Below are 19,937 nucleotides of genomic sequence, written 5' to 3'. Positions count from 1 at the left end.
CCGGCACTAACGATCTATTAACCATAATAGTGTCTTACTGGGAAAGTCGGAGTTTGCGCGGTACACGCCTTCCTTTGACCAAATTTGACGGCAAGAAGGCGGAAGATGAGCTTGGAAGCTTGACCAGGGCTTTGGGCAGCGGCCGCCGGACGCTTCTTGCGAGATCACTTTGTGCCGCCCGGTCCTGCGCCGGGCGTTTGGATTCGGGGATTTTGGATCAATGGAACAAGTAGGATTGGCAGCAGCCACGACGGACGTCAGCCTCTGGTCGCTTTTCATGCAGGCCGGCATCGTCGTCAAGCTCGTCATGCTCGGGCTCATCGCGGCCTCGGTCTGGACGTGGGCGATCGTCATCGACAAATACCTGGCCTATGGCCGCGCACGGCGGCAGTTCGACAAGTTCGAGCAGGTCTTCTGGTCGGGGCAGTCGCTGGAAGAGCTCTATCGCTCGCTATCGGAACGCAACAATACCGGCCTAGCGTCGATCTTCGTCGCAGCCATGCGCGAATGGAAGAAATCCTTCGAACGCGGCGCCCGCTCGCCAATCGGCCTGCAGATGCGTATCGACCGGGCGATGGACGTGACGCTCGCCCGTGAAACCGAATATCTCGGCGCACGCCTCGGATCGCTCGCGACCATCGGCTCGGCCGGTCCGTTCATCGGCCTCTTCGGCACGGTCGTCGGCATCATGACCTCGTTCCAGGCGATCGCCGGTTCGAAGTCGACCAACCTTGCGGTCGTAGCACCGGGTATCGCCGAGGCGCTTCTCGCCACGGCGATCGGCCTCGTCGCCGCTATCCCGGCGGTCATCGCCTACAACAAGTTCTCGGCCGATGCCGGCAAGCTCTCGGCGCGCATGGAAGGTTTCGCGGACGAATTCTCCGCCATACTTTCGCGCCAGATCGACGAGAAGCTGCAGCCGCGCGCTGCCGCTCAGTAACCAACGGAGTATTCTGACATGGGTATGGCTGTTGGAGGCAATGGCGGCGGGGGCGGCGGACGCCGCCGTCGCGGCGGTCGGAACAAGGCCGTCATTTCTGAGATCAACGTGACGCCGCTCGTCGACGTCATGCTCGTGCTTCTGATCATCTTCATGGTCGCTGCACCGATGATGACCGTCGGCGTGCCGATCGACCTGCCGGAAACGCAGGCCAAGGCGCTGAATTCCGAGACGCAGCCGATCACGATTTCGGTCAAGAACGACGGCGAAGTGTTCCTGCAGGAAACGCCGATTCCGGCGGCCGAGATCGCCGCCAAGCTCGAGGCGATCGCGACCACCGGCTATAACGAACGTATCTTCGTGCGCGGCGACGCGACGGCGCCCTACGGCGTTATCGCCGACGTCATGGCTCGCATCCAGGGGGCCGGTTTCAAGAATATCGGTCTGGTGACGCAGCAGAAGAAGGACCAATAGCGCTCAAAATGAAGGCCAGCGTCGTCACATCTGCTGTTCTGCACTGCCTGGTGCTTACCTGGGCGATGGTATCGCTCGGCGCGCCGGAATCCTTCAAGGTGGAGGATTTCGAGGCGATGCCGGTCGACCTCGTGCCGGTGGAATCCATCACCCAGATGCAGCAGGGCGACAAGAAGGCTCCGAAGAAGGAGACTTCCGCCCCTGTGCCGACGACGCGGCCACCGATCGCGCAGCCGGCCGAGAATGCCGGCGACAACAATGTCGACCTGAAGACGCCGCCGGTCCCGAACGCCAAACCGAGCAACAGCGAGGCGGCTGCCGCCAATTCCAGCGAAAAGCCGCTGCCGCAGGTCGACCCCAAGCCGAACGACGTCAAGGAAGTCAACAAGGAAGAGACCGAGGTCGAGCAGCCGAAGGAAGTCGCTTCCATTCCGCCGCCCAAGCCGGTCGAGGTGACGCCGCCGAAGCCTGAGGAAAAACCGCCGGAAGAACAAGCCAAGCCTGAGGAGCCGCCGAAGCCGGATGCCGAAGCATTGCCGGACAAGGTGCCGACGCCGGTCGTCAAGCCACAGGTTAAGCCGCCGGAACCGCAGAAGACGGCCGAAAAGCCGCCGGAAAAAACGCCGGACGAGCCGAAGGCTGCAGAAAAACCGACAGACAAGAAGAAAGCCGACAAGAAACAGGAAGTGGCGAAATCGGCTTCTTCAATGAAGAGCGACTTCAACGCGGACGAGATTTCGGCCTTGCTGAACAAGACGGATCCCTCCGCCGGCGGCGCCAAGCGCTCGACGCAGGAGGCGTCGCTGGGGGCGAAGAAGAGCAATGGCGGCTCCAAGCTCAGTCAAAGCGAAGAAGATGCGCTAAAGGGTTTGATCGAGGGTAACTGGCTGATCACTCCGGGAATGGAAGGCCTTTCCGGCATGGTCATCACCGTGCATTTCAAACTCGACAAAGATGGAAACATTATCGGCCAGCCTGAAATTGAGTCTTCCGGTGGAAGCAGCACCGATTCAACGCGTCGTGCGCTGGAAAGTGGCGCTTACCGTGCCGTGATGAAATCTGCTCCGTCGTTCCGCACGAACCTTCCGATGGACAAGTACGACGTGTGGAACGAGGTCGTTCTTAATTTTCATCCCAGCGATATGGGGATTTGAATGCTGAGAAATCCGATCCATCTCGCGAAATCTTTCGGGAGATACGCGGTGCTGACCGGGTTGATCCTTGGCCTCGCATTTCCTTTCAATGCAAATTCGGAGACCGCTGATCGCCGAAACAGCGAAGCAAATTCGCCGGTCCTCACTGGGGCTGAATTTGACGCGGTGCGAAACGCGATCGGAAGTCGATTCTTCGTTGACAATCGCCTGAAAGACATCGGCAGCGTGCGTTTGACGATCCGCATAAAGCTAGCCAGAGACGGGCAGATCGTCGGCAACCCTGATGTGCAGGTCACCGGTGGCAGTGAGCGTGCGCGAAAAAGTCTTGCCGATTCTGGCCTTCGCGCCGTTCGGCGGGCAGCTCCATTTACGATGCTTCCGAAGGATAAATACGATGTCTGGAAGGAAGTTGTTTTCAATTTCGACACCAGCGCTCTTACCCAATAAGATGCTGAAAGGCTTGTTTGATATGGTCAAGTGTTCCCTCATCCGCGCTCTGATGGTCATTGCAGGCCTGCTTGGGGTCGTATCCTTTACGACGCCGGCGAACGCGTTGGTCACCCTCGATCTTCGAAAAGGCAATGTCCAGCCGATGCCGATTGCGGTGACGGACTTCCAGGGCGACATGGGCGCGCAGGTTTCGCAGGTCATCGCCGCCGACTTACAGCGGTCTGGTCTCTTCGCACCGATCAACAAATCCGCCTTTATCGAAAAGATCTCCAATCCGGATGCGGCGCCGCGTTTCGAGGACTGGAAGGTCATCAATGCACAGGCTTTGGTCACCGGCCGGGTTACCAAGGAAGCGGATGGCCGTCTTCGAGCCGAATTCCGGCTCTGGGATCCGTTCGCCGGTCAGCAGATGACCGGTCAGCAGTTCTTTACCCAGCCGGAGAACTGGCGCCGCGTTGCCCATATCATTGCCGATGCGATCTATAAGCAGATCACGGGTGAAGAGGGCTATTTCGACACCCGCGTCGTTTTCGTCTCCGAATCCGGCACCAAGCAGCAGCGCAAGCGGCAGCTGGCGATCATGGACCAGGACGGCTTCAACGTGCGCATGCTGACGGACGGCAGCGATCTCGTGCTGACGCCGCGCTTCTCGCCGAGCCGGCAGGAAGTCACCTACATGTCCTTCGCCAACCAGCAGCCGCGTGTCTATCTGCTGCAGCTGGAAACCGGGCAGCGCGAGGTCGTCGGCAACTTCCCGGGCATGACCTTTTCGCCGCGCTTTTCGCCGGATGGGCAGAAGGTGATCATGAGCCTGCAGCAGGAAGGCAATTCCAACATCTATACGATGGACCTGCGCTCGCGCACGACGACACGGCTGACCTCCACGGCGGCGATCGACACCTCGCCCTCCTATTCGCCTGATGGTGCGCGCGTCAGCTTTGAAAGCGACCGCGGCGGCAAGCCGCAGATCTACGTGATGAATGCCGACGGCTCCGGCCAGACCCGCATTTCCTTTGGTGACGGCTCCTATTCGACGCCGGTCTGGTCGCCGCGCGGCGATCTCATAGCCTTCACCAAGCAGTCCGGCGGCAAGTTCTCGATCGGCGTGATGAAGCCGGATGGCTCGGGCGAGCGCATTCTGACGACCGGCTTCCACAATGAGGGCCCGACCTGGGCGCCGAACGGTCGTGTGCTGATGTTCTTCCGCCAGGCGGCGGGGTCGGGGGGTCCGCAGCTCTATTCGATCGATCTGACCGGTTACAACGAACAGGTCGTCAAGACGCCTAGCTACGGCTCCGACCCGGCCTGGTCGCCGCTTCTGGAGTAAGGGGCGCGGCACGCCTTCTTGTCGCCCAAGAATCATGGAAACCGGGCGACTACGGACAAATCAGTGAATTGTTAACCATAATCTTTGAGGGGCGGTTAACCGAGTGCGGTTACTGTCCGGAAACCCTGAAATCGCAAGGAGACCCGGCCATGAGCCGAATTCACACCCCGGCAATGAGCCGCATGCAGAATTTCGCCCGCAACCCCGTCATGATCGCGCTTGTCGCCGGTCTCGCGCTTGCCGGTTGCGCCAACAAGAAGAACGGCGGCATGCCGAACAGCGCCGGCGATATGGGTCTTGGCGCAGGTGCCGCGACGCCGGGCTCGACCCAGGACTTCACGGTCAATGTCGGCGACCGCATCTTCTTCGACACCGACTCCACGTCGATCCGCGCCGATGCCGCTCAGACACTCGACCGTCAGGCCCAGTGGCTCGGTCGTTACCCGAACTACCAGATCACCGTTGAAGGCCATGCCGACGAACGCGGCACGCGCGAATACAACCTCGCACTCGGGGCTCGTCGCGCTGCCGCTACCAAGGACTACCTCGCTTCCCGCGGCGTTCCGGCGCAGCGCATGAAGACGATCTCCTACGGCAAGGAACGGCCGGTCGCCGTCTGTGACGATATTTCCTGCTGGTCGCAGAATCGCCGCGCGGTCACCGTGCTTGGCGGCGCCGGCATGTAATTTCCAGAAATATTTTGTTTTTGGAAGGCGGTCCCGTCAGGGGCCGCCTTTTCTTTTTGACCACACTTTGGCCAGACTCCGTTGCTTTTTGACAGCAATTGGAAAAATCTCCTGTTCGTGCCTGATGGCGCGAAGAATCACTGGGACAGGACGATACATATGAAGAAACTTGTCGTGGCAGGCATGCTGTGCCTGGCGGCTGTGACCGGGAGCGAACGAGCGGCCTATTCGGCCTCGTTCTTCGGGCTGCATCTCGGCGGCCGATCCGCGGAACAGCAGTCGACCCCGCCCGTCGTCAAGGTGCAGAGCGGCGACGCGGAAATCCGCGTGCAGCAGCTCGAAGAACAGATGCGGCAGCTGAACGGCCGAATCGAGGAAATGAGCTTTCAGCTCCTGCAGATGCAGGAGACGATCCGCAAACAGCAGGAAGACAATGAATTTCGCTTCCAGCAGCTCGAAAAGACGGGTAGCGGCGGCGGTGGCGCCAAGGCTCCGGTCAAAAAGAGCGAGACCGAAGCCGCGCCGGCAGCTTCCGGGAGCGACGACGTCGCCAGGGTGATCCAAGCACCACAGGGGGCCGAAACGGCTCCCTCCACCGATGTGCCTGATAATACCGGCCTCGGCCAGCCGCCGAAGCAGCTCGGCTCGATCGACTTCGATCAGAACGGCAACGCGATCGGCGGAACCGTCGACGAGAACGCCACCATCGGTTCCGGCCCGATTCCCAATGCCAATAGCGGATCGCCGCAGCAGACCGCCTCGCTCGGTAGCGAATCGGATCAGTACAAGGCAGCCTACGGCCACGTACTGTCAGGCGATTACGGCACGGCCGAGCAGGAATTCAACCAGTACATCGCCCGTTACCCGAGCAGCGCGCGGGCGGCGGACGCCAATTTCTGGCTTGGCGAAGCGCTCTATTCGCAGGGCAAGTACAACGAGGCGGCCAAGACTTTCCTCAATGCGCATCAGAAATACGGCAGCTCCGAAAAGGCGCCGGAAATGCTGCTGAAACTCGGCATGTCGCTTGCTGCGCTCGACAATAAGGAGACGGCCTGCGCGACGCTGCGCGAAGTCTCGAAGCGCTATCCGAAGGCGTCACGCGCCGTCATAGGCAAGGTTGCGAGCGAACAGAAACGCCTCGCCTGCTAAGGTTTTCCGGAATGTCTCCGGAAGTCGCCCCGCCTCAACAGGCGATCCTCAAGTTTCTCGCATCGCTTCGAAGTCCTGCGCGCATTCTCGTCGCGATCTCGGGCGGCAGCGATTCCACCGGCCTGCTTCTCCTCCTCGCTGAAGCCGTAAAGGCCGCGCCGCATCTCCAGATTTCCCTTTGCGCCGCAACTGTCGACCATGCGCTGCGCGCCGGCTCAGCAGATGAAGCGCGTGAGGTCGCAGGCCTCTGTGCATCGCTCGGTATTCCCCACACCGTAGCCACCTGGCACGGCGACAAGCCGAAGACCGCTATCATGGCTGCCGCCCGCGAGGCGCGTTACGGCCTTCTGGCTGAGGCAGCGGAAGCATTCGGCGCCGATCTCATCGTCACCGGCCATACGTTCGATGATCAGCGCGAAACGCTTGCCATGCGTGAAATCCGAACGGAGCAGGTTTCATCAGGTATTGCCGATGCGGTGCTTTTCGACCGGCGGTTCTGGATTCTACGACCGCTTCTTTTTTGCACTCGCGCGGATATCCGCGTTTTCCTGAGAGAGCGAGGTGCAGGCTGGATCGACGATCCCAGCAACGAGGATATGAAGTATGAGCGTGTGCGGATGCGCCGGCAGCTATCTGCCGATCCTGCGGCTGAGACGGACATCCGCGCCGTCTGGGCGAAGCGGCTGGCTCTGTCGTCCGGAGGCGCCGAATGGCTGGATCGCCATTTCAGGCTTCACGCCGGCCTGCTTGGGCAGGTGGTGCCTGATGGATTACGGCAGGATCGGGCAATTCTCGACTACGTACTCGGCCGCCTGACGGCGGTCTTCGGCGGGCAGCCATTCGTCCCGGGCAGGGCGCGGATGGAGCGCCTCCTCTCATTTGCCGCCGGCGGAGCGCTGGGGCGGGTGACTACCGGCCGGGCGGTTTTCGATCTCAGGCGTGACGGGCTTTTTCTTACGCGCGAGAGCCGGGGGATCATGCCGCTGGTATTGCTGCCGGGGGAGGCGGGGGTGTGGGATGGGAGGTTCAAGGCTGTAAACGACTCGGGAACGACCGTGAAGGTGGAGGCGCAGGCGGCTCATTCCTCCCGCAGTCCTGTGCTCGTCACAGGAATCCAGTGCGCTCAAGTCCTTGGGCGCGGAAAAGTCCCCCGCGACCAGGTCATTCGCGGCGCGGACGTGCCGTGTCTGGATTCCTGTGACGAGCACGGGAATGAGGGAGGGTGGGCCCGGCATCTTCCCAAAGCCGCATGGAAACGTGCCGTAGCCTCCTCGCCCGCCATATCTTCGGAAGGAACCTTTTTATCTCCAGAATCGGCCGGAGCGATCGAACTGACGCCCTATTTCGCACCCTTCGACCGCTTTTTGACACGATTTGATTTCATCTTTGCCAACAGGCTTTCGGCGGTTTTCGCGATGGTGCCCTATGCGGGGCTGCCTTTAAGAAGTATTGACGGAAAAACCATCTGACATGGGGGATTGCCTTGGCAACAGCGCGGCGCAACCCTATGTAAGAATGAATAAGACGGTCGCCATGAGGCGGCTGTTCCAGTGCTGGGGAGTTCAATGAACCCTAACTTACGTAATTTCGCATTGTGGGCGATCATCGCGCTTCTGCTGATCGCCCTTTTCAGCATGTTTCAGACGGCGCCGGCGCAGACGGGCTCCCGCGATATCCCTTATTCGCAGTTCCTGCGTGAGGTTGATGCGGGCCGGGTGAAGGAGGTCGTGGTCACGGGCAATCGTGTCTCCGGCAGCTATGTTGAAAATGGCACCACCTTCCAGACCTATTCGCCTGTCATCGACGACAGCCTGCTTGATCGCCTGCAGCAGAAGAATGTGCTGGTTTCCGCCCGTCCCGAAACGGATGGTTCTTCGGGTTTTTTGAGCTATCTCGGCACGCTGTTGCCGATGCTTCTCATCCTCGGCGTCTGGCTGTTTTTCATGCGGCAGATGCAGGGCGGCTCCCGCGGCGCGATGGGTTTCGGCAAGTCCAAGGCCAAGCTCCTGACGGAAGCGCATGGCCGGGTGACCTTTGAAGATGTCGCCGGCGTCGACGAGGCCAAGCAGGATCTCGAGGAAATCGTCGAATTCCTGCGCGATCCGCAGAAGTTCCAGCGTCTCGGCGGCAAGATCCCGCGCGGCGTGCTGCTGGTCGGCCCTCCGGGCACCGGTAAGACGCTGCTTGCCCGCTCGGTTGCCGGCGAAGCCAACGTGCCCTTCTTCACCATTTCCGGTTCCGACTTCGTCGAAATGTTCGTCGGCGTCGGCGCCAGCCGCGTGCGCGACATGTTCGAGCAGGCGAAGAAGAATGCGCCCTGCATCATCTTCATCGACGAAATCGACGCCGTCGGCCGCCATCGCGGCGCCGGTCTGGGCGGCGGCAATGACGAACGCGAGCAGACGCTGAACCAACTGCTCGTGGAAATGGACGGCTTCGAAGCGAACGAAGGCGTAATCCTGATCGCCGCCACCAACCGCCCTGACGTTCTCGATCCGGCGCTGCTGCGTCCCGGCCGTTTCGACCGCCAGGTCGTGGTGCCGAACCCGGATATCGTCGGCCGTGAGCGCATCCTCAAGGTGCATGCCCGCAACGTTCCGCTGGCGCCGAATGTCGATCTCAAGGTTCTCGCCCGCGGCACGCCCGGTTTCTCCGGCGCCGATCTGATGAACCTCGTCAACGAAGCCGCCCTCATGGCCGCCCGCCGCAACAAGCGCGTCGTCACCATGCAGGAATTCGAGGACGCCAAGGACAAGATCATGATGGGCGCGGAGCGCCGTTCCTCGGCGATGACCGAGGCGGAGAAGAAGCTGACCGCCTATCACGAAGCCGGGCATGCCATCACCGCGCTTAACGTCGCTGTCGCCGACCCGCTGCACAAGGCGACGATCATCCCGCGCGGCCGTGCGCTCGGCATGGTCATGCAGCTCCCCGAAGGCGACCGCTACTCGATGAGCTACAAGTGGATGGTCTCGCGCCTCTGCATCATGATGGGCGGCCGCGTCGCCGAAGAACTCACCTTCGGCAAGGAGAACATCACATCGGGCGCGTCCTCAGACATCGAGCAGGCGACCAAGCTTGCCCGTGCCATGGTCACGCAATGGGGCTTCTCCGATCAACTCGGTCAGGTCGCCTACGGCGAAAACCAGCAGGAAGTCTTCCTCGGTCACTCAGTTTCGCAGTCGAAGAATGTTTCGGAAGCGACCGCGCAGAAGATCGACAATGAAGTGCGCCGCCTGATCGACGAAGCCTATACGCAGGCCCGCACGATCCTGACGGAAAAGCATGACGAATTCGTCGCCCTTGCCGAGGGCCTGCTCGAATACGAGACCTTGACCGGCGAGGAGATCAAGGCGCTGATCCGCGGCGAGAAGCCGTCCCGTGATCTCGGCGACGATTCGCCGCCAAGCCGTGGATCGGCCGTTCCGAAGGCCGGCGTGCGGCCTGCCACCAAGGGCGACGAGCCCGAAGGCGGCCTCGAACCGCAGCCGCATTGAACCGCGATACGATCTCGAAAAAGGCCGGATTTCCAATATCGGAGATCCGGCCTTTTTTATTGGTAACGGGATATAATCATTTTTCTCGCTAATTTACGTGCCGATTGCCGCATTTTGTGGCATTCCGCTGAAGAGAAGCAAGCATGAATCACGCTCCTGGACTGACGACAATCCACTGAAGCCGGATTTGCTTGGAACGATGCGCTGCCTTGAATGGCGCGCCAAAGCGCAGGAGTGCAGATGAAAAGACGCTATTTCGGTACGGACGGTATTCGCGGTCAATCCAACGTCTTCCCGATGACGCCCGATCTCGCCATGCGGGTCGGCATCGCTGCCGGCACCATCTTCCGCCGTGGCAACCACCGTCATCGCGTCGTGATCGGCAAGGATACCCGCCTTTCCGGCTATATGCTTGAGAATGCAATGGTGGCAGGTTTCACCGCTGCGGGTCTCGACGCCTTCATTCTCGGTCCGATCCCGACGCCTGCCGTCGCCATGCTGACGCGCTCGCTGCGCTGCGATATCGGCGTGATGATCTCCGCCTCGCACAATCCCTACGAAGACAACGGTATCAAGCTTTTCGGTCCCGACGGCTACAAGCTTTCGGATGACATCGAAGCCGAGATCGAGGATCTGCTCGAGAAGGACCTGAATGCGCAGCTCGCAAAATCCGACGACATCGGCCGGGCCAAGCGCGTCGACGGCGTGCATGACCGCTATATCGAACATGCCAAGCGCACGCTGCCGCGCGATGTGACGCTGCAGGGACTGAGGGTCGCGATCGATTGCGCCAATGGCGCTGCCTACAAGGTGGCGCCTGCCGTGCTCTGGGAGCTGGGCGCTGATGTCGTTACCATCGGCAACGAACCGAACGGCACCAACATCAATCTCAATTGCGGCTCAACCAGCCCCGTCGCATTGCAGAAGAAAGTCGATGAGGTGCGCGCCGACATCGGCATCGCGCTGGACGGCGACGCGGACCGCGTCATCATCGTCGACGAGAACGGTTCGATCGTCGACGGCGACCAGCTGATGGCCGTCATTGCCGAAAGCTGGGCAGAGAGCCAGCAACTGCGCGGCAACGGCATCGTTGCCACGGTGATGTCTAATCTCGGCCTCGAGCGCTTCCTCGACGGGCGCGGCATGGCGCTTGCCCGCACCAAGGTCGGCGACCGCTATGTCGTCGAGCATATGCGTCAGCACAATTACAATGTCGGCGGCGAACAATCGGGCCACATCGTGCTTTCGGATTACGGCACAACCGGCGACGGTCTCGTCGCAGCGCTGCAGATTCTCGCCGCGGTCAAGCGCACGGGTCGTACGGTCAGCGAGGTCTGCCGTCGTTTCGAGCCGGTCCCGCAGCTCCTTCGCAATGTCCGCATCAGCGGCGGCAAGCCGTTGGAGGATATCCAGGTGCAGAAGGCAATCGCCGACGCCGAGGCCGAACTCGCCAAGAACGGCCGCCTCGTTATCCGCCCCTCGGGCACGGAACCGTTGATCCGCGTCATGGCCGAGGGCGATGACCGCGCCCAGATCGAGCGCATCGTCAATGAGCTGATCGGCACGATCTCGAATGTCCGGACCGCTGCCTGACGCTGTGAAATCAGACAATCTAAAAAGCCGGCGCGGAAGCGCCGGCTTTTCGTTGCGCACTTGTGTGGCTATGTATCTCGCGCCCGAGTCATCTCCAGGCCGCGGTCGACCTTTCTGTTTCAAGCCATCGAGATGCTTGAAATCAAAGTAAATAAGCGTGGTTAAGCAGCTTTTAACGTTTCCATTTCATTATCCATGCAAAGCGTATCAGATTGGCAGCGACTGAGCTTGCCGCCGCAACGGGATTTTGGAGTGAAATCCATGAAAAGAAGCTTGTCCGGCATCTTTGCCGCATTGTTGATGGCGACAAATGCCTATTCCGCGGATTTCGCCCCAGCCGAACCTATCCCCGAGCAGCCGCCTGAGGTGACGGTGAGCGAAGCCACCGGCTGGTACCTGCGCGGCGACGTCGGCTATGCCTTCACCGATCTGCGCGGCGCGCGCTATTTCCAGGGCAGCAACGCGACCGAGGTTGATTTCGACGACGCCGACCTCGACGACGCGTGGACGATCGGTGGTGGTGTCGGTTATCAGATCAACAGCTATCTGCGCACCGATCTGACCTTCGACTATCTGACCCAGGCGGATTTCAGGGGCTCGACATCTGGACAGTGCGGCTTCCCGCTGGTGGATTGCACCTCGCGCGACCGCTCTTCGATGACCGCCTATACGCTGCTTGCCAACGCATATGTCGATCTCGGCACCTACGGCTATGTGACGCCGTATGTCGGCGCCGGTATCGGCGGTTCCTACGTGAAGTGGAGAAACCTGCGCAACGTCGCCTGCGCCGATGACGGCAGCTTCTGCGACGACCAAGTTACCCACGGCGGCAAGGGCAATTGGCGCTTCACCTACGCCCTCATGGCCGGCGCTTCGATCGACGTGACCTGCAACATCAAGGCCGATGTCGGCTACCGTTACCTGCATATCGACGGCGGCAACATGTTCGGCTACGCGGAAAACGGCGGCCCGGGTCGGGACAGGGGGCTCAGCGCCCACGAAGCTCGCGTCGGCGCCCGCTACCTCTTCGGCGGTTGCGCCCAGGCTAGCTACGAGCCGCCGCCGGAAATCCCGCTGCAACAACCGGTCTACAAGTAAGGCCGACAATCATTGCACCAAAAGTCGCCCTCGCTCCGGGCGGCTTTTTCATTTTCGCCGCCCCGCCTGCGTCAAAATATCTTCAGCTTGCGACACTTCGATCTTGACTATGACGCGCCCGATCCATACAGACGGCGGCGGGACACCCTTCCCCAACGAAGGGCTTTCTATCTGAGAGGATAGCATCATGGCGAAGACCGCAAAGCCGGACATCCGTCCGCACAATACCCATTTCTCTTCCGGCCCCTGCTCGAAGCGCCCCGGTTGGTCGCTCGAAGCTCTTTCCGACGCGGCTCTCGGCCGTTCGCACCGCGCGAAGGTCGGCAAGGCCAAGCTCAAGCAGGCCATCGACCTTACCCGTGAAATTCTCGAGGTGCCGGCGGATTACCGCATCGGCATCGTTCCAGCCTCCGACACCGGCGCCGTCGAAATGGCGCTCTGGTCGCTGCTCGGCGAACGCGGGGTCGACATGCTCGCCTGGGAAAGCTTCGGCGCCGGCTGGGTCACGGATGTCGTCAAGCAGCTGAAGCTCAAGGACGTGCGCAAGCTCGAAGCCGGTTACGGTGAGCTTCCCGATCTCTCCGCCGTCGATTTCGACCGGGACGTCGTCTTTACCTGGAACGGGACCACTTCGGGCGTGCGCGTGCCGAACGGCGACTTCATTCCCGCCGACCGCAAGGGCCTGACGATCTGCGACGCCACCTCGGCCGCTTTTGCGCAGGAACTCGATTTCGCCAAGCTCGATGTCGTCACCTTCTCATGGCAGAAGGTTTTGGGCGGCGAGGGCGCGCATGGGGTCATCATCCTCTCGCCGCGCGCCGTCGAGCGTCTCACCACCTACACGCCGGCCTGGCCGCTGCCGAAGATCTTCCGCATGACCTCGGGCGGCAAGCTGACCGAAGGCATCTTCCAGGGCGAGACGATCAACACGCCGTCTATGCTCTGCGTCGAAGACTATATCGACGCGCTTGTCTGGGCCAAGGAGCTCGGCGGTCTCAAGGCGCTGATCGCCCGCGCCGATGCCAATGCCAAGGTTATCCACGATTTCGTTGCGGCAAACGACTGGATCGCCAATCTCGCCGTCAAGGCGGACACGGCCTCCAACACCTCCGTCTGCCTGAAGATCGTCGACAAGGATATCGCGGCGCTTGACGGCAATGGCCAAGCGAATTTCGCCAAGGGCCTGGTCGGCCTCCTGGAAAAGGAAGGTGTCGCCTATGACATCGGCCATTACCGCGACGCCCCGTCGGGTCTGCGTATCTGGGCCGGCGCCACGATCGAGGCGTCCGACATGCAGAAGCTGATGCCTTGGCTTTCCTGGGCCTTCGAAACGCAGAAGGCGCAGCTCGCTTCGGCCGCCGCCTAACGTGATCGCATTCGGCTCCGCCTGACGGAGGAGCCGAATCAAAGAATTTGAGCATGATGTTGTCCGAAAACCGCTGATACTTTTCGGCATCATGCTCTGACATCTCTGATTCAATCATCGCTGAACACTTTTCAAGGAGGCCCTCATGGCACCTCGCGTTCTCGTATCCGACGAATTGTCGGAAACCGCTGTCCAGATCTTCCGCGACCGCGGCGTCGAAGTCGATTTCGAACCGCAGCTCGGTAAAGACAAGGACCGTCTGCTCGAAGTCATCGGCAAGTATGATGGTCTCGCCATCCGCTCTGCCACCAAGGTGACGGAAAAGATCATCGAAGGGGCGAAGAACCTCAAGGTTGTCGGCCGCGCCGGCATCGGTGTCGACAATGTCGATATTCCGGCCGCCTCGCGCCGCGGTATCATCGTGATGAACACGCCCTTCGGCAATTCCATCACCACAGCCGAACATGCGATCGCGCTGATGTTCGCCGTCGCCCGCCAGCTTCCGGCAGCCGATACCTCGACACAGGCCGGCAAGTGGGAGAAGTCCAAATTCATGGGCGTCGAGATCACCGGCAAGACGCTTGGCGTCATCGGCGCCGGCAATATCGGCTCGATCGTCTGCGCCCGCGCCATCGGCCTAAAGATGCATGTGGTCGCCTATGACCCGTTCCTTTCCAAGGAGCGCGCCGAGGAGATGGGCGTCACCAAGGTTGAGCTGGACGAGCTTTTCGCCCGCGCCGATTTCATCACGCTGCACGTGCCGATGACTGACAAGACACGCGGCATCCTCAACAAGGAAGCGCTCGCGAAGACCAAGCCCGGCGTGCGCATCATCAATTGCGCCCGAGGCGGCCTCGTCGATGAGGCGGCCCTTGCCGAAGCGATCAAGTCCGGTCATGTCGCCGGTGCCGCCTTCGACGTCTTCGAAGTCGAGCCCGCCAAGGAAAGCCCGCTCTTCGGTCTGCCGAACGTCGTCTGCACGCCGCATCTCGGCGCTTCGACGACCGAGGCGCAGGAAAACGTCGCGCTGCAGGTGGCCGAACAGATGTCGGACTATCTCGTCAAGGGCGCGGTCTCCAACGCCATCAACATGCCGTCGATCACAGCGGAAGAGGCGCCGATCCTGAAGCCGTTCATCCGTCTTGCCGACGTTCTCGGTGCCTTCGTCGGCCAGGTCACCGAGGAGCCGATCAAGGAAATCGAGATCCTCTATGACGGCATCACCGCCAACATGAATACGCGGGCGCTGACGAGCGCGGTTCTCGCCGGCCTGATCCGCCCGCAGGTCGCCGACGTCAACATGGTTTCGGCGCCAATCATGATCAAGGAAAAGGGCATCGTGCTCTCCGAGGTCAAGCGCGACAAGACTGGTGTCTTCGATGGGTATATCAAGCTGACGGTGAAGACCGAGAGCATGACGCGGTCGATTGCCGGCACGGTGTTCTCGGACGGCAAGCCACGCTTCATCCAGATCAAGGGCATCAACCTTGACGCCGATGTCGGTTCGCACATGATCTACATCACCAATACCGACGTTCCTGGCATGATTGGCTTCATCGGCACGACGCTCGGCACCGCCGGCGTCAACATCGCCAACTTCCAGCTCGGCCGCGACAAGCAAGGTGGCGACGCCATTGCGCTGCTCTACGTCGACGGCGAGGTGGATGATGGCGTCCTCACGCAGCTGACGGCGCACCAGGCGATCCGCCAGGCGAAGCTGCTGACCTTCAACATCGACTGAGTTTCCCTCCCAAGGAAATATCGAAGCCCGGCGCGGGGAACTGCGCCGGGTTTTATGCGTCGGGGACAGATTTTCAGTGAGGCAAGTGTTTCCGGCGGATGATCTTGCCGAAGCGGGCTTTATCGTCCTCGGCCTCCGTGCGGTGAAGGAAGGCGAGCCTGCTGCTGTCGAGGCCCTGGAAGAATTCGTCCCAGGAAATGTCCTCCTGTGTTTCCGGAGAGAAATCGACGCGGACAGTTTCGCCGTCGCTCGCGTTCTTGATGCGCGCGGGATGGCCGCCGCGCTCTTCGATCCAATGTTTGATTCTGCTGTACTCTGTCGTCGTGCCGAACCTGCCCATGAAACCCTCCTCAGCCATTCGATTGCGACATTGCTGCCGCTGCAACGCATGATCGAAGAAATCGTTCCACGGCGCGCCGATTATCTTAGTAAGATCGGATTAATCCCAGGGCGCAGAGGGACCTGATTGATGAACGAGCCTCGGCGGCCGACGGCAGGCAACAAAATAAGACCTATCGCGCGGGTGCTTGCGCATCGCCTTCGGCCGGCGTCGTGGCAAGCGGCGATTGCGAGTCGCCGGAGGCGACGGCTGCGGGCAGGGGTACGTGGCGCTTGCGCTCGCGGATTAGGGTCAGCAGGCCGGAGCAGATGATGAGCACAATGCCGAGGGCCATGGGCAGATCTACGTGATCGTTGAAGAAGAGATAGCCGAAGGCGATGGCCCAGATCATCTGGCTGTATTGCGGTGTCGCCACGAGCGTCGCCGGGGCGAGCCGCGCCGCTGTCATCAGCATCACATTTCCCACTGCACCCAGCAATCCGTAACCTGCGAGAAAGACCCATTGCTGCGGCGTCGGCACAACGACCTCGGAGAGCGTCAGAACGCCGCTGACGGTAAGCGTGCCGAGCAGGGAGGCGCCATAGAGCGACAGCCGTTTTTCGGCCGGGCCGAGCGCCCGCAGAATGACGATGGCGACGCCAGCAGCGATCGCGCCGATAGTTGCGGCCACATGTCCGACGGACAGCTCGCGGAAGCCGGGCCGGAGAACGACCAGCACACCGAGGAAGCCGACGATGACTGCCGCCCAGCGCTGCCAGCGGACATCCTCCCTCAGAAAAATGACAGAGAGAATGGTGACGACGGACGGCAGCAGGAACAGCAGGCAGAAGGCTTCGGCCATCGGCAGCTTTGTGAAGGCGATGATGGAGGCGATCGACCCGGCCGCGCCGGCGGCAAAGCGCGCCATCCAGAGCGGCCGATTGGTCGTCGCGAAGATGTCGAGCCATGAATCGCCCGGCCCCTTGATGAAGGGAAGGGCAGACATGCTGAGCACCGCGCCGATGAAGGCGACCTGGAAGGAAGGAATAGTGCCGTGCAAGGCTTTGATGGATGCATCGCTGAAAGCAAAGACGGCATAGCCGGCGAATGCGACAAGGACGCCGCGAAGCGTGGTTGAGGCGGCTGTCATGTATCCGAATCTTCTAAAGGTGGGCTATTTCATCTACGCGATGAAATGCGGGCGGACAAAGGCCGATTGCGAATAGCTGCAATGCGCATGCGCATATGGCCGCTGCAAATCGGCCGAAAGGCCGGTACTTGCGCGCGGGCGCAATAGTTTCTATATCCGTCGCCCATGAAAGCTGGCGGCCGATCCCGCCGAAATGCAGGAAATCCGCCACAATCCGAAGTCAGAACGGCGGATCGAAACAGCAGAATTGGCACCATCGTTGAACACACTGGATTTTGACAAGAAGCCGGAAGAGACCCGTGTCGTCGTCGCCATGTCGGGCGGCGTCGATTCATCCGTCGTTGCCGGCCTTCTCAAACAGCAGGGTTACGATGTGCTCGGCATCACGCTGCAGCTTTACGACCACGGGGCGGCCGTTCACCGCGCCGGTTCCTGCTGCGCGGGCCAGGATATCGACGATGCGCGCCGCGTCTGCGAGACGCTCGGCATTCCGCATTATGTGCTCGATTACGAAAAGCGCTTCCGCGAGACGGTGATCAATCCCTTCGCCGAAAGCTATGTGGCGGGTGAAACGCCGATCCCCTGCGTTTCCTGCAACCAGACCGTCAAGTTCGCCGATCTTCTGGCGACGGCCAAGGAGCTCGGCGCCGATGCGCTGGCGACCGGCCATTATATCCGCTCGCGGCCGAACCCGTCGGCTGAGAAGCCCGGCCGCCGCGCGCTTTTCCGCCCGGCCGACGCCGACCGCGACCAGAGTTATTTCCTCTTCGCCACGACGCAGGAGCAGATCGACTATCTCCGCTTTCCCTTGGGCGGCCTGCCAAAGGCCGAGACCCGCCGGCTGGCCGAGGAGATGGGCCTCGTCGTCGCCAAGAAGGCCGATAGCCAGGACATCTGCTTCGTGCCGCAGGGCAAATATTCCGACATCATCACCAAGCTGAAGCCGAATGCGGCGCTTGCCGGCGAGATCGTCCATCTCGACGGCCGCATATTGGGAAGCCATGAAGGCATCCTGCATTTCACCATCGGCCAGCGCCGCGGCATTGGCATCGCTACCGGCGAGCCGCTCTACGTCGTCTATCTCGACGCCCGCTCGCGCCGCGTTATCGTCGGCCCGAAGGAAGCGCTGGAAACGCACCGCGTTTATCTGCGCGACGTCAACTGGCTGGGCGATGTCACGCTCGCGGAGGCCGCTTCCGGCGAAGGCTTTGCCTGCTACGCCAAGGTCCGTTCGACGCGGGCACCGGCGCCTGCCGTGCTGCATGCCGACGCGACGGGCACCTATGTCGATCTGACGGTCGGTGAGGCTGGCATTGCGCCCGGCCAGGCCTGCGCGCTTTATTCCGCGCCCGGCGACGACGCCCGCGTCTTCGGCGGCGGTTTCATCGAACGCTCCGAACGCGAACCCTCGGCCGAAGCCTCGCTCAAGGCCTTGCTGACCGGCCCCGTCGCCGCTTGAACCCATCGGAAACGACGGGCGGCAAAGCTCAGCGTTTTTCTCCATCATGTGCTTGACACAAAGCCGAAGCGCACCTTATAAGCCGCTCATCCCACGAGCCCGCAGCGCTTCGCGAGCAGGTATCGTTTGACCAGTGGCGGAGTAGCTCAGTAGGTCAGAGCAGAGGAATCATAATCCTTGTGTCGGGGGTTCAAATCCCTCCTCCGCTACCATTCCCTCGTTGCAGAATATGCGATTGTGATGGCCCGATTTTTGGGCCGGTCCGGCGGCCGCGGCAGTAGTCGCTCGCAGCGCCAGACGTGGCGACGGGCGTAGAAAAAGCAGTTCAGCTCTCCGAATTTCCGCTGAAGCCAGGGCAGTCCTATCTGTACAGCGTCAGAAGCAATACAGGCATCTTCGTCGCCCAAAGATGGGAGGCGGCAGCGATAATAATAGCCCATACGGCCAGTGAGAACATGACCGCCGCTATCCTGATCCCGACTGATTGCATCATTTCCTCCATCCCAGCATGACCGTGCCCCTCCGCACGATTGAACGCTAGCAGGGCGCAGGTCGGTCAGCTATCGCAAGAAATTGCTACCACAGCCGCTGCGGTCCGCGCTCGGAAAGATGCAAAGTTTTCCGGTAGACGCTCTTCCCCATCCCTCAAACGATGAAATGGAAATTGTCGTATTGCGCGCCGAAGTAATCGGGTCCGCTGGTATCCGTGACGATCGGTTCGCTATCGAGCAGGAGGTAATCGATCTCACCATAGGCGCTGAGATCGATCAGCTGGGGATCGTCGATGCTGTCGGCGGTCACGGTCACGGTGGTGGAGAAGACGATGTTGTCGTTCAGCCGGCCTTCGATCGTCAGGACGTTGTCGTAATTCGACGTTCCGTTGGCGACTTCAAATTGCTCGATCTGGAAGGGGCCGCCATCGGCCGAGTAGATCGGTGTCCAGAAGACGCCGCCCGACAGGTAATGATTGCCATCGGCCTCCTCGTGCACGGTTGCGTCGTCGCCGTCTCGCCAGGCACCCCAATCGAAGCCCTTGTAGCCCGTCGGGAAGTCATGCTGACCGACATCCTCGAAACCAACGAAGACGTCGCCGCGCTCCGGAAGGTCGACGGCGATATCGAGCAAGCCGAAGTCGGTGGCGCCTTTGCCGTCTGAGATCTTGAAGTTGAACTGATCGACGAGTCGATCTCCCGGCCCGAGCGCCGCCACCTCAGGCTTGGAATGGTCCAGCGCATAGATGTAGGTGCCGTCGGAGCGGATGGTCAGCGTGCCGTATTTGCCTTCGATGATCGTCGTCGTCGCGGGATCATCCGCATCCGCCGGCTGCTTGATCCGCTGTCCATTGACGAAATTCAGTCGCAGCTGATCTCCGTCCGTATCGTAGGAATTCTCAAGAATGTCGCCGCTGATCGGATCGTTGATATCAAAAACAGGCAAGTATACGTCGCCTGCGAACGGCTTGTGATTTGCCATTTCTACCTCCCGCCTCATGTGTTGTCGGACTATGCAACTCTATCGAGTGCCTGGCAATGGA

The 19,937-nt window shown here is 61.0% G+C and carries 17 protein-coding genes and 1 tRNA gene; 15 read left to right on the top strand and 3 right to left on the bottom strand.

The window, feature by feature from the left end; all coding sequences use genetic code 11:
• The first annotated feature begins 220 nt into the window (after positions 1-220).
• The 13 genes from tolQ (at position 221) to serA (ending at position 15,475) form a co-directional block, all read left to right on the top strand.
• Entirely contained in the window at positions 221-940 is a 720-nt protein-coding gene (gene tolQ / locus GA0061105_RS16350; protein WP_004671617.1) for a protein TolQ, read from the top strand.
• Between the two features lie 18 nt (positions 941-958).
• The gene (gene tolR / locus GA0061105_RS16345; RefSeq protein ID WP_003566333.1) at positions 959-1,414 is read left to right on the top strand and encodes a protein TolR; all 456 of its coding nucleotides are present in this window, start codon (positions 959-961) and stop codon (positions 1,412-1,414) included.
• Positions 1,415-1,422: 8 nt separating this feature from the next.
• A complete protein-coding gene (locus tag GA0061105_RS16340) occupies positions 1,423-2,568 on the top strand; it encodes a hypothetical protein (protein ID WP_092751531.1) in 1,146 nt (381 codons plus the stop codon).
• The gene (locus tag GA0061105_RS16335; RefSeq protein ID WP_092751529.1) at positions 2,569-3,015 is read left to right on the top strand and encodes a cell envelope integrity TolA family protein; all 447 of its coding nucleotides are present in this window, start codon (positions 2,569-2,571) and stop codon (positions 3,013-3,015) included.
• Positions 3,016-3,037: 22 nt separating this feature from the next.
• Positions 3,038-4,345, top strand: coding sequence for a Tol-Pal system beta propeller repeat protein TolB (gene tolB, locus GA0061105_RS16330; protein ID WP_092751527.1), 1,308 nt, complete (start codon positions 3,038-3,040; stop codon positions 4,343-4,345).
• A gap of 149 nt (positions 4,346-4,494) precedes the next feature.
• Entirely contained in the window at positions 4,495-5,031 is a 537-nt protein-coding gene (gene pal / locus GA0061105_RS16325) for a peptidoglycan-associated lipoprotein Pal (RefSeq protein WP_064694426.1), read from the top strand.
• A 159-nt stretch (positions 5,032-5,190) separates the two neighbouring features.
• Positions 5,191-6,180, top strand: a complete 990-nt coding sequence (gene ybgF, locus GA0061105_RS16320; RefSeq protein ID WP_064694427.1) for a tol-pal system protein YbgF — start codon at positions 5,191-5,193, stop codon at positions 6,178-6,180.
• 11 nt (positions 6,181-6,191) lie between these two features.
• On the top strand, positions 6,192-7,649 hold the full coding sequence (tilS, locus tag GA0061105_RS16315; protein WP_064694428.1) for a tRNA lysidine(34) synthetase TilS: 1,458 nt from the start codon (positions 6,192-6,194) through the stop codon (positions 7,647-7,649).
• Positions 7,650-7,745: 96 nt separating this feature from the next.
• On the top strand, positions 7,746-9,677 hold the full coding sequence (ftsH, locus tag GA0061105_RS16310) for an ATP-dependent zinc metalloprotease FtsH (protein WP_064694429.1): 1,932 nt from the start codon (positions 7,746-7,748) through the stop codon (positions 9,675-9,677).
• Between the two features lie 240 nt (positions 9,678-9,917).
• A complete protein-coding gene (glmM, locus tag GA0061105_RS16305; RefSeq protein ID WP_092751525.1) occupies positions 9,918-11,270 on the top strand; it encodes a phosphoglucosamine mutase in 1,353 nt (450 codons plus the stop codon).
• Between the two features lie 261 nt (positions 11,271-11,531).
• Positions 11,532-12,368 (top strand): outer membrane protein, encoded by an 837-nt coding sequence (locus GA0061105_RS16300; protein ID WP_092751523.1) that lies wholly within the window; start codon positions 11,532-11,534, stop codon positions 12,366-12,368.
• Positions 12,369-12,555: 187 nt separating this feature from the next.
• Positions 12,556-13,734, top strand: a complete 1,179-nt coding sequence (locus GA0061105_RS16295; RefSeq protein WP_092751521.1) for a phosphoserine transaminase — start codon at positions 12,556-12,558, stop codon at positions 13,732-13,734.
• 145 nt (positions 13,735-13,879) lie between these two features.
• The gene (gene serA / locus GA0061105_RS16290; RefSeq protein ID WP_092751519.1) at positions 13,880-15,475 is read left to right on the top strand and encodes a phosphoglycerate dehydrogenase; all 1,596 of its coding nucleotides are present in this window, start codon (positions 13,880-13,882) and stop codon (positions 15,473-15,475) included.
• 73 nt (positions 15,476-15,548) lie between these two features.
• On the opposite strand, the gene GA0061105_RS16285 is transcribed toward serA, so the two are convergent.
• Entirely contained in the window at positions 15,549-15,815 is a 267-nt protein-coding gene (locus tag GA0061105_RS16285) for a hypothetical protein (RefSeq protein ID WP_092751517.1), read from the bottom strand.
• Between the two features lie 172 nt (positions 15,816-15,987).
• Entirely contained in the window at positions 15,988-16,944 is a 957-nt protein-coding gene (locus tag GA0061105_RS16280; protein WP_092751515.1) for a DMT family transporter, read from the bottom strand.
• A gap of 259 nt (positions 16,945-17,203) precedes the next feature.
• On the opposite strand from GA0061105_RS16280, the gene mnmA reads away from it, so the two are divergent.
• Together mnmA and GA0061105_RS16270 are read left to right on the top strand one after the other, a co-directional pair.
• Positions 17,204-18,403: a tRNA 2-thiouridine(34) synthase MnmA gene (mnmA, locus tag GA0061105_RS16275; RefSeq protein WP_064694490.1), complete on the top strand. Its 1,200-nt coding sequence runs from the start codon at positions 17,204-17,206 to the stop codon at positions 18,401-18,403.
• A gap of 135 nt (positions 18,404-18,538) precedes the next feature.
• Positions 18,539-18,615 (top strand) — tRNA-Met (locus tag GA0061105_RS16270).
• Between the two features lie 433 nt (positions 18,616-19,048).
• Here the strand turns inward: GA0061105_RS16270 and GA0061105_RS16265 are convergent.
• Positions 19,049-19,876 (bottom strand): VCBS domain-containing protein, encoded by an 828-nt coding sequence (locus GA0061105_RS16265; RefSeq protein ID WP_064694436.1) that lies wholly within the window; start codon positions 19,874-19,876, stop codon positions 19,049-19,051.
• Positions 19,877-19,937: the final 61 nt, after the last annotated feature.

Origin of the sequence: Rhizobium aethiopicum, assembly GCF_900094625.1 — a bacterium.
In the GTDB taxonomy this organism is placed as follows: Bacteria; Pseudomonadota; Alphaproteobacteria; order Rhizobiales; family Rhizobiaceae; genus Rhizobium; species Rhizobium aethiopicum.
This window is presented reverse-complemented; position numbering and strand designations above follow the sequence as displayed.